Raw genomic sequence first — 11,439 nt, forward strand, 5'->3', positions numbered from 1 at the left:
AAGATGTTTTCTGTATAAAAGCAATTTATATTATAATCCTTATTTTTTATTAATAGTTTGATATGACCGAAAACAATATAAAAAATGTCAGTACAGCACCTTCAAAAGTATTGACTCAACCAGTCGATAAAGAATCTTTAACACCGAGATACATAAAGCTGACAGTTCTTGTGATTGCCTTACTTCTTTTACTTGGAGGCATTGCTCTGATAGCTTTATCTGTAACAACCCTTCCTCTTATTCCTGCACTAATTCCTGGTATTATTCTTGTAGTCATTTCTTCTATATTTCTAGTATCTAAACTTTATGTGACATGTAAATCCTTAGAGATTGCGGTAGTTAAAGGTGATCGCGAAATTGACAAATGGGTCCAAAATCAGCGAAACATAGATCTTAGAAAAGCTGAGGAGGATCCCGAACATTTTGGAGAAAATGTAGGGGATGGACGTGTTGGGCATACAGCAGGCGGTCGGTTTGAACTAATGGTATCACAGTGTGAAAGCCGAGTTCTAGAAAAGCTCTATAGAGAAAATAAAGATCTTATTTTATTCAAAGGTTGGGTGCCAAAAACCATAGACGGTATAGATAGAGAGTCAGAATCTCATATACGTAACGTTATATCTTGCTATAAGTTAATAAAAGCATGTAAATCTAAATTACCAGAAATTATCAAGGAAGCGCAAAGCCGCATTCAAATTTTGCCTCCAAAAAAGGCGAGTCAGAAGGAGCTGCTTTGTTTCTGTATTCAATGGTCTGGTTATCGTTTTGGACCTCTCTCAGCAATACGAACAGGATCTAGGGTTGTAATGAATGCTTACCTAGAGTTGCGTAAAAATAACCCCCCAGAGCTCTTTTTCACTCCTGGTCACCCCTGTTATTACGCTCGATTAGCCTTCAATAATTGTGTTGAATTATGTCGAAATCTGATTGATATTCAACAACTTCAACAAGCCTACGATTCTCAAGACTATAGCGCCAACAATAATCACAATATAAAGCCTATACTTGCGTTAGTAAAAACAACAGATGATGGAGCGGGGTTTCTTTCCCAACATCAAGGACTAAAGTTAGACGGTAGAAGTGGCTGTGACCTTTTCTGGGCTTAAAGTACTTCAGGTATATAAACAGGCAATAATATCTACCGATATCGAGTTCCTTTACTTCACAAAATTTTTAAATTTTTCATAATGATCTATTTATCAAAAACTTGGAGTTTTTATAGCATATTTCTCAAATATGTTATAAATCAGGCCGAGTTATGTCATACGACCTAGTAACAGCTTCACCCTTGTTCGCAATTATACTTACGCTACAAAAATATATGATAGGGACAAATCGTAACTCCTATTCGAAAGTTAAAAGGGTGTTATGTTATCAAATTGTCCTGACCATAGGAACCATCTTAGTTCTAGCTGTAGGCATTGCCTGTATTTCTATAGCCTCTACTCATCCTATTTCAGTAAGCCTTTTATGTTTTGGTATATTGAGCATAATCTTAGCGAATAACTTAGCTGTATTTACTTTATTTTTTTTCCTTGCAATAAAGCATCTTATAGTCCCTAAAAAATAACTACTAGAAAATTAAGAGTTAGACACAAGTTTGTTGTCTAGAAGACTTTTAAATCTTCAGAGTTCTAGTCTAGTAAAGGAAGTCTCTAGGCTATACTCTCAAAAATATGTTGTAATGAATTCCCTATATCAAGGTAATTTCAAGTTAGCTAGAATCAATGTAGATTTCTCCTTAAAGAAAGGCAGCTCCGTTCTATCTAGGAATTAAGACATAGAAGAGGGGATTATGCTAGTAAAGGAAAGGTTTACTTTGCCTTATTAGTTTCTATCGAAAGCTGTATCCTCTTCGCATTCCTGGTATTTTAGGGTAAGCACTTTCCTGTTTTTTAGAGGTCGATGGCTTTAAATTTTGAACCACTTTTCTGACCCCGCTTTTAACTTCAGTTAGCATCTCACTGGGTTTAGGGAGGCATGGCTCAAAGTAATACAGACAATGCAGGAGTAGTCGAAGAATACATTTAAAGATCAAAGCTATCAATAAAGGAACTATCAATAAATACGATAAAATCTTTAATACACATTCACAAACTCCAGGCCTCTTAGAAAGAAGAGAAGTTGTTTTATGAGAGACTTTTTGATAATAGATTGTATCGGATTGTTTCATTACAAATACCACGCTATTCTGATACCCAATATCAAAATAACAATCTACTTTTGCCGCAATTCGTTCTAATAGCGTAGATTGTTTGTTCCCAAACATGTTGTCTCTAGGATAGGTTGGGAAAATTCTAATTACAGAAAAGAAATTAAGCACAATAGAACCCGTCCTAATTAATTGATTAAGTATCATAGAATTTGTCTAGACTAAAGTCATCTAAATTTTTTAATGCAACATAATAACAATTATCAGACGTTCATTGAACATCAAAAAGTAGCCTTCTTCAACATTGTTTCTTTTCTAATCTTGGATAAAGCCATAATCCTTTAATACAGTTTGGCGCGCTGTTTCCCAGTATAAAACGAAACCTCTGTCATCAAAATAATAAGGACTTGGTTGCGGTGGTAGTTTTAAGCCGAGTTGTAATAGCCTATTCAATAGTACACAGACGACGGTCAAAATAAAGCATTCAGATAGGATGTTAAAGAAGAGTTGCTTCCATATAGTAAACCCTGAATTCGTTTTATATATATTTGGTAAAAATGAGTCTCTACCCCCATCAAATTTAATACTCGACTTAATACTATAAACAAAAATATGTTCTAAGAGATGACGTGTTAAGAGTATTTTGCTCTCTAAACTCATCTGCTTGCTATCCTTTCCTTCAATTTTACGAATCTTATCAATTAGGGCTTTCTCTTCTGGATGACACGTAAAGTCTAAGTCATCGTATAGATGTACTGTAGGCCAATCAATAGATTGCAGATCCAAGTCTTTTAAGATCAGATCTATATTGATAGAGAAAGTAATTTTAGGAACTTGCTCTTTAACAACTTCAACTTTTATAACCTGATATTTTTTAGGAAGTGCAAAGAATGAAGGAGAGACCTCTAGAGCAGCTTTTTTAACTAATTTAGGATTGGCAGCAAGGATAAGCTCTTCTTCTTTAGTGATTCCTTCTGGTAAATAGAAGCACTTCCTATCAAATTTTTTGTGTAAGAGATAGCGTATGGCTAGGGCAACTATCACAAGAGGGAAGAAGATGATAAAGGAAATAATCTTTAAGGTCTTTACTATTGTAGAAACTTCGGTATGTTCTTCCTTCGCTAAAGTAAGCTCAGAAGGAAGTGGGTAAGAAATAACTCGAGTAGTCTTGCCCCCTAAACAAAAATAAGAATCCAGTTTACTCATAACAGAGGCTGCCCAATTCGGGCAAACGCCAGGAGAAAAAGTAGATATACTCATAATATCAAAACAAGAAAAGTTATAATCTAAATTGTTTTTAAAATAAAGCTAGCTGGCATACCTGAAGTACTCTTAACCATAGAAAATATCACAGGCACTTCTACAGTCTAACTCTAGTCCTTGATGTTGGGAAAGAAATCCCTCTCCATCATCTGTTGTTTTTACTAACGCAAGTATAGGCTTTATATTGTGATTATTGTTGGCGCTATAGTCTTGAGAATCGTAGGCTTGTTGAAGTTGTTGAATATCAATCAGATTTCGACATAATTCAACACAATTATTGAAGGCTAATCGAGCGTAATAACAGGGGTGAGCAGGAGTGAAAAAGAGCTCTGGGGGGTTATTTTTACGCAACTCTAGGTAAGCATTCATTACAACCCTAGATCCTGTTCGTATTGCTGAGAGAGGTCCAAAACGATAACCAGACCATTGAATACAGAAACAAAGCAGCTCCTTCTGACTCGCCCTTTTTGGAGGCAAAATTTGAATGCGGCTTTGCGCTTCCTTGATAATTTCTGGTAATTTAGATTTACATGCTTTTATTAACTTATAGCAAGATATAACGTTACGTATACGAGATTCTGACTTTCTATCTATACCGTCTATGGTTTTTGGCACCCAACCTTTGAATAAAATAAGATCTTTATTTTCTCTATAGAGCTTTTCTAGAACTCGGCTTTCACACTGTGATACCATTAGTTTAAATCGCCCGTCTGCTGTATGCCCAACACATCCATCCCCTACATTTTCTCCAAAATGTTCGGGATCCTCCTCAGCTTTTCTAAGATCTATGTTTCGCTGATTTTGGACCCATTTGTCAATTTCGGGATCACCTTTAACTACCCTAATCTCTAAGGATTTACATGTCACATAAAGTTTAGATACTAGAAATATAGAAGAAATGACTACAAGAATAATACCAGGAATTAGTGCAGGAATAAGAGGAAGGGTTGTTACAGATAAAGCTATCAGAGCAATGCCTCCAAGTAAAAGAAGTAAGGCAATCACAAGAACTGTCAGCTTTATGTATCTCGGTGTTAAAGATTCTTTATCGACTGGTTGAGTCAATACTTTTGAAGGTGCCGTACTGACATTTGGTATAGTGTTTTCGGTCATATCAAACTATTAATAAAAAATACTGTATCTGCTAAAATAGGTTTCTTTTCGAAAATCAATAAAATAGGTCAGTCGAATCTCTATATTTAGGCTCTGTCTCTGTTTTTCCATGTTCTATAAGAAATTCATCACCTTGATCTGTAGATTTTACAAAATTAAGGATGGCGGTTAGGTTTCCTTCCTGACTTATACGATAATCTTTATTAACAAACATTTTTTTAAGTTCGCTTATATTAACTAACTTTCGATACATGAGGACAGCTTCATTGAAAGCTAATCGAGCGTAATAACAGGGGTGACCAGGAGTGAAAAAGTCCTCCTCATGATGGGTTTGACGCAAACTTAGATAGCTATTTATCATATGAGAAGGTATTACACGGAATGGTGTGAGACGGCCATCACGAAAACAAGAGTAGGTAAGACAGAACAGAGCTCGTTGTCTATAAGGTGTGGTTTTTGCTCTCTCTCGATACTGAGAACAACGTTCTAGAAGACCATCCCCTGTTTTTATTCCTTCAAATGTTTCATTAACAAGTGTTGAAAATAATGCCTTAGCGTTTTTCAGTAAGGTGTAACCTCCTAGTACGTTGCGTATATCTTCTTCTGACTTATGGTTTATATTGTCTTTAAATGCTTTTGGGTTCCAAAACATATTTTTTGGGTTCCAAAATATAAATAGAATAGTTTCTGCATTATCTGCATAAAATGTCTTGAGAGTACTACTTTCTGCTGCTGCTATTAATTCTCGAACTGCTTTTGAAGGCGAAATATTTTTAAAAGGCAACCGAAGTACATCTGCCCCATATTCTTCAGGGTTTTCTTTTTCTAATAATATGTCATAGGCTCTTTGTTGTTTTATCCATTCAGAGATTTCTTTATCATTTGATTTAGTAAAAGAAAGTATTGTTGTGAGTTTAAAAAAATAGACCATCGAGATTAAAATAATTGCAGAAAGTGCTGTAAGAAGGATTCCTATAACAAGATAGGGCATAAGAGATAGAATTGACGAGGCAGCGAGTGCTAACAGTATAATGCCAGCAATCAAAAAAATCACAGAGTTTGCCAGAAGAGCTGTTTTTGATATTTTTACTAAATATGGAGCTGCTTTTTTCTTTATAGTTTCACAATGTAGTTCTAGTTTTTCTTTATTTGTATTTTTAGGGCAATCACTTTGAAATTTGTTGTAAAAAGAAGTCAGATCCTCCTTTTGCTTTTCTATACTTGTCATAATCTGTTCCCCTTAATTCTTGTAGTTTATATTAAATAAAACTGGTCAGACATTCTTTGCGAAGTTGTATTAAAAGGCAATATAAAGAGAACCTATAAAGTTTGTGATTCCTTGTTAGTATTCTTAATCTACTGTTAGCTTGTATCTTATCAATAAGATAAACTTTTTTATATTAGCGAAAGTGGAGTAAAGAAGAGACTTACCAGAATATATAATATTTCAAGGGATTTTTTATGATAGATGTCTAGAACGTCAAGGAAGTTAAGAATCTTTCAAATGAATTGAGGATTTAAAGGCTTTTGATTTGTTATAGAAGTAAGAAAGGCTAAAACCTGTTTTAATATAACTATTTTAGTTTCTTCTTCGGCAAATGCTACAGTGATTCCATTTATCACCAGCTCTATAAGTTCTCTAAGTGTTATGGGAGATTGATAGCTAGATCCTAGTGGAAAGGGTAAGCTCCAGCTTGATGGCATCAGTCCGCAGAGAATCATTATCGTATTTTGCAAAGAAATTCCCCCCATTTGAGGGTTATCGGAGCTCAGAGCTATTTTTAGGCCATGCTGTCTAAAGAGATCGAAAAATGGATGCTCATTTAGACTTGAAATACGAGTCTTATTTATCTTAATACCATTATGGTAGCTATGTAAATTTGCTCCTAAAATTAAATTTATTATAGGAGCCATGACTAGGGTAATCTTACGATCGCGGATCGCTTCAATTACGTCAGGATTTTCAATTGCCTGAAATCCATGAGCAATACGATGTAGTGGAAGTGTATTAATTGTATTTTGAAGGTAGTGAAAGCCTGTCCCCTCTCCAGCATGGGCTTCACAACCAAGTCCCAGATCGTAAGCAATTCTATATCCTGAAGATAATAATTGTGGGCAAGCCCCCGGAGAAGATTCTGATCCTGCAGACTGTATTCCTACGAATAACCCAGGAAACTCAGAATTGACTTCTTTGAGCCATTGAGCTGCTTCTTGAGCTGGTTCTTTAGAGGTTGTTTTGGTGGCAAAAGTTTTATTGAAACAATTTAAGAAACGTAGGGTAATTCCTTGTCTATGAAACATTTGTGACGCATTAAATAGTGTCTTATAAAATTTCATCCGAGCATACTTCTTTGTAAGATAAGGATATAAAATATGGGCAAGACGGATATTCTGTTGGACTTCTGTATAGATAATATTATCTTTGAGACATTGTTGGAGATAGTTACTGAGAACAAGAAGAAGGTCTTCTTCGCTTTGGATACCTCCAGGAGGAAATCGATGTCCTTGTACTGTAGCCATGACTTTATCAAAACTATTAAAATCGTGATGCATAATGTTATATTGCAATAAACTTAATTTTGGGTATTTATTGTGACGGATGTCTTGAAAATTTAAGAAAATATTCGAATATTTTTTATGAGGATTATTGGGAGATAGGAGTCGATTGTCGATCCAAGAACCGCAAGACCATTTTAAAAAGCCATTTTTCACACCTAAAATCCAAGCTAGTTCAGGTGAGATTGTTCCAGGAAGATGAACATGAATATCTGCTTTGGGGAGATCTTTAATAATAGCTTCTGTGCAAGAAATCGCGTTTAGCTTTGGCAACAATAAAAGGATATCTTTAAGTATCTGAGTTATATTTCGAGAGTCTTCTCTTTGAAGAAGAAGTTCGTTATACAGCATAGTAAGTATATATTCTAAGTTGACTCAAATAAGTAATATTGCAACTAGACAACTGTTGTTGCGAATCATATGACTATTCCCATTCTATAGTTCCTGGTGGCTTGTCTGAAATATCGTAAACTACTCTACTCACCTCTGGTATCTCATTAATAATCCGTGATGAACACCAGCTAAGAAAATCAAAAGGAAGGTGTGCCCATTGTGCTGTCATAAAGTCTAAGGATTCTACAGCACGCAAAGCTATGGTATAACCGTAACTTCTACAATCTCCTTTGACAGATACAGATTTGATAGGAAGAAAAAGAGCAAATGCTTGACTTACTCTATGATACAGTTTGGATTTTTTGAGTTCTTCGATAAAGATCTCATCAGCTTGTCTTAAAATATTTAGGTATTCAGGAAGGATCTTTCCTATAACGCGAATTGCCAAACCTGGTCCAGGAAAGGGGTGCTTATTTAGGAGATCCTTGGGCAGGCCTAAGGCCTCCCCTAAAATGCGGACTTCATCTTTAAATAAGTAGCGTAAGGGTTCGATGAGTTTAAGTTTAAGGTTTTTGGGAAGACCTCCTACATTATGATGTGATTTTATGATTTCTGAAGAATATCCTGAGCGAGAAGACTCAATAACGTCTGAATAAATCGTTCCTTGAGCTAGCCACTGCACATTTAATGATTGAGCAATATCGTCAAACACTTCAATGAACGTGGATCCAAGTGTTTTCCTTTTTTCTTCAGGATCTATAACATCTGTAAGTTTTTGATAAAAATATTCGGCGGCATTTTTAATAACTAAATTGAGTCCAAGAGTAGTAAATTGCTCTTTCACTTCCTCAACTTCGTGTTTTCGTAAGAGCCCAGTATCTACGAATACACAGACTAACCTATCACCAATAGCTTGATGTAATAATACTGCTGTTACTGAAGAATCGACGCCTCCAGAAAGCCCTAAAATCACCTTTTCATCTTCTCCTATAGTATCTTGAATTGTGTTTATAACGTCTTGGTGTATATAAGAAGTATTCCAATTAGTTGAAGCACAGCAAATATTTTGAACAAAGGTTTTTAATATCTGATTTCCTACTGAATTAGAGTCAGAAACCTCAGGATGAAATTGTAATCCGTATAGTCTTCGCGTTTTATTTTCTATCCCTGAGATGGGACATTGAGAAGTAGAGGCAATGACATTAAATCCTGGAGGAAGTGATGTCACATGATCGCGGTGGCTCATACGAATTTTTGTATCTAAGGACTGGTAAGGAACCAGATTTTGAAAGAGGTCCGAAGAGTATAGAGTAATTAACGTATAACCAAATTCACCAGTTCCAAGACTTACGGTTCCTCTAAAATCTCTAGCTATAAGTTGCATACCATAGCAAATACCTAGGATTGGGATATCGAGTTGATAGATTTCACGATCTAAACTTGGAGAGTTATTGTCATAGACAGAGTGAGGGCCTCCAGAAAGAATGATCCCTAAAGGAGCTTTTTCTTTTAAAGACTTCGCAGAGATATTCGATGGAACAACCTCACAGTATACTGATAATTTGCGGATTTGCTTTGCTAATACGTAAGTATACTGAGATCCAAAATCTATGATAACTATTGAAATCAAATATTTCCTATATTGTTAACTTATTAAATAATTAGGAGATGGTTGAACTTTCTGAATATTGTGAATATGACTTTCGGCTCTTCCAGATTGAGTTACTCTAACAAAGGATGCCCTATCCCTTAAATCTTGAAGGCTTTTAGCTCCAAGATATCCCATGCCTGAGCGTAAACCCCCTAAAATTTGATACAGAACATTATAAACAGGTCCCTTAAAGTGAAGAAGTCCTTCAACACCTTCGGGAACAAATTTTTTTTCTCCCTGTTTTTGAAAGTAGCGGTCAGCACTTCCTTTTTCCATAGCTCCTAAAGAGCCCATACCCCGATACATTTTAAAAGGTTGTTCATCAATATAAATAATCTCTCCAGGAGCTTCATTAGTGCCTGCAAGCATGCTTCCTAACATCACGCTATGCGCTCCTGCTGCCAGTGCCTTAACAATATCGCCAGAATAACACATTCCCCCATCAGCAATTATAGTCACAGGGAAGCCTTTAAGGGCCTTTGCTACGTTTATAATTGCTGTAATTTGTGGATATCCAACTCCAGAAACGATTCTAGTTGTGCAGATTGATCCTGGACCAATGCCAACCTTAACAGCATCAACTCCAATTTCTGCTAAGAATAATGCTGCTTCAGCTGTAACAATGTTTCCAACAATTAAAGTAATTTGTGGGAACAAAGATTTTATCTCCAAAGCTGTTTGAAATACGGCTTTAGAATGTCCGTGTGCGGTGTCAATAACTAAGACATCTACCCCAGCCTCCACAAGATTTGTAGCTCTTGAAATTCCTTGAAGACCAGTACCTATAGCTGCCCCTACAAGGGCATCAGAAAGATTTTCCTTAATTTTTCGAACAGATGAGCTTTGTTCTATTTCGCTCATATTTTTATGTAATATGCCTAATCCTCCCTCTTGTGCTAAAGCAATCGCCATATCTGTTTCAGTTACAGAATCCATTGCTGCTGAAAGAATAGGAATGTCTAAGATAAGAGTTTTTGAAATGGCCGTTTTCAAACACACTTCAGAAGGAAGTATTTCAGAATACTGGGGAATTAGAAGAACATCATCAAAAGTTAGAGCTTCTTCTGTTGCAATCATAGTAAAATCCTTTAAAGGATTCTTAATGTTTTCTAGTATCCTGTCAACATTTTTAATTTTTGATTAAAGGTACATATGTATTTTAAGCACTTGTAAGCCACTTCCTTCCTTAGAATATATTTGTATATTAAGAAATCGTTTCAGATAGTTTAGAGGGTTATATCCAAATTTATTTTATATAGAGTGATCAAGGGTAGTACGACATAAATAGATATGAAATTTTTAGTCCTTAGGTAAGATACGACACTCCCCTAGCTTTTATTAGAGAATAAGTAGCACGAATTCGAGCAATATCCTAACCACAAGTGTGGTTGGACCTAGGGTTTGATAAATAGAAAAACATATAATCACACCTAAGCACGAATGGAAATATAGCGATAACTCGATGATAAGACCTATAGCAGTTTATTGAGCAAGTTTTTAGACTTATTTCCCGCTATAGGTGATTCAATAAATCTATTTAATAACAACGTATTAAACTTTATAAAAGCCTTATTCCTAGTATATTTATATAGATTTAGAAAAAGATGACCTAGTCTTTTGATTTGTATCAAGATCAATTGGATTTTTTATAATGAAAATCATGCGTAAGGGTTATTGGTCTTTTATAATATTGGTTATCTATCCACTCGATGAAAGATTGGTTTACATTTCTGAAGTACTACTATTTATGGTGTTACCTAAGAGGTGTTACCTAAGACTAGATTCTTGCATTTTAAAAAAAAATATATACAATTCATTTGTTAAATTTTTTATATCTCTAATAACCTTATGTCGGCTATACCTACATCACACGCTGAAACGTCTATAGCGTCTACGATAAACTATAAGTCATCAGGAACACAAACATCTCTTGCTTATACTGTCCCAGTCAAAGGTCGTAGGACAACATTGCGTATTTTATTGGACATATTCATTATCATTCTTGGCTTAGGCACAGTGATTTCTACATTTGTCATTGTTTTCTTTTTAAATGGGTTAAACCTACTTTCGACCGCAGCGATTATCTCTTCATCCTGTTTAATTCTTGTGGGTTTGCTTTTTCTAATTATGGGGTTATACTTTATGATTTCGAGTTTAGACGAAGGTCTTGCAGGCCTATTGCAAAAACAGCTCTGTGAAGCTGAAGAAAGAGAAGAAGCATATATTAATGAACTCGAAGCCTTAAAAATAGGAGTGCTTGATACGCAGTTGTGATTCTTATAATAGATCTACAAAAGCAACAAAAAATAATCGTTACTTTATTTGTAGATTGCTAATCTACTTCTACTAAATGTTTTTTAATTAATAAAAA

The 11,439-nt window shown here is 35.2% G+C and carries 10 protein-coding genes; 3 read left to right on the forward strand and 7 right to left on the reverse strand.

Translation table 11 applies throughout. The features are described 5' to 3' along the window. Positions 1–62 precede the first annotated feature (62 nt). On the forward strand, positions 63–1,106 hold the full coding sequence (locus C834KP_RS00700) for a hypothetical protein (RefSeq protein ID WP_108896307.1): 1,044 nt from the start codon (positions 63–65) through the stop codon (positions 1,104–1,106). A gap of 152 nt (positions 1,107–1,258) precedes the next feature. Then, the gene (locus C834KP_RS00705) at positions 1,259–1,570 is read left to right on the forward strand and encodes a hypothetical protein (RefSeq protein ID WP_157951041.1); all 312 of its coding nucleotides are present in this window, start codon (positions 1,259–1,261) and stop codon (positions 1,568–1,570) included. 264 nt (positions 1,571–1,834) lie between these two features. Here the strand turns inward: C834KP_RS00705 and C834KP_RS00710 are convergent, their stop codons facing one another. The 7 genes from C834KP_RS00710 to guaB form a co-directional block, all read right to left on the reverse strand. Further along, positions 1,835–2,323 carry a DUF648 domain-containing protein gene (locus C834KP_RS00710; RefSeq protein WP_157951042.1) on the reverse strand — a complete coding sequence of 163 codons (489 nt, stop codon included), beginning with the start codon at positions 2,321–2,323 and terminating at the stop codon, positions 1,835–1,837. A gap of 144 nt (positions 2,324–2,467) precedes the next feature. After that, a complete protein-coding gene (locus C834KP_RS00715) occupies positions 2,468–3,412 on the reverse strand; it encodes a DUF648 domain-containing protein (RefSeq protein ID WP_108896310.1) in 945 nt (314 codons plus the stop codon). Positions 3,413–3,484: 72 nt separating this feature from the next. Further along, positions 3,485–4,528: a hypothetical protein gene (locus C834KP_RS00720; protein WP_157951043.1), complete on the reverse strand. Its 1,044-nt coding sequence runs from the start codon at positions 4,526–4,528 to the stop codon at positions 3,485–3,487. A 55-nt stretch (positions 4,529–4,583) separates the two neighbouring features. Beyond that, a complete protein-coding gene (locus C834KP_RS00725) occupies positions 4,584–5,756 on the reverse strand; it encodes a hypothetical protein (RefSeq protein ID WP_108896312.1) in 1,173 nt (390 codons plus the stop codon). A gap of 272 nt (positions 5,757–6,028) precedes the next feature. Next, positions 6,029–7,435 (reverse strand): amidohydrolase family protein, encoded by a 1,407-nt coding sequence (locus C834KP_RS00730; RefSeq protein WP_108896313.1) that lies wholly within the window; start codon positions 7,433–7,435, stop codon positions 6,029–6,031. A gap of 73 nt (positions 7,436–7,508) precedes the next feature. After that, positions 7,509–9,047 (reverse strand): glutamine-hydrolyzing GMP synthase, encoded by a 1,539-nt coding sequence (guaA, locus tag C834KP_RS00735; RefSeq protein ID WP_108896314.1) that lies wholly within the window; start codon positions 9,045–9,047, stop codon positions 7,509–7,511. Positions 9,048–9,062: 15 nt separating this feature from the next. Beyond that, positions 9,063–10,145, reverse strand: a complete 1,083-nt coding sequence (guaB, locus tag C834KP_RS00740; RefSeq protein WP_108896315.1) for an IMP dehydrogenase — start codon at positions 10,143–10,145, stop codon at positions 9,063–9,065. Between the two features lie 771 nt (positions 10,146–10,916). On the opposite strand from guaB, the gene C834KP_RS00745 reads away from it, so the two are divergent. Further along, positions 10,917–11,342 (forward strand): hypothetical protein, encoded by a 426-nt coding sequence (locus C834KP_RS00745; protein WP_231911693.1) that lies wholly within the window; start codon positions 10,917–10,919, stop codon positions 11,340–11,342. The last annotated feature ends 97 nt before the right edge of the window (positions 11,343–11,439 follow it).

The sequence above is a fragment of the Chlamydia serpentis genome (genome assembly GCF_900239945.1).
Lineage (GTDB): Bacteria > Chlamydiota > Chlamydiia > Chlamydiales > Chlamydiaceae > Chlamydia > Chlamydia serpentis.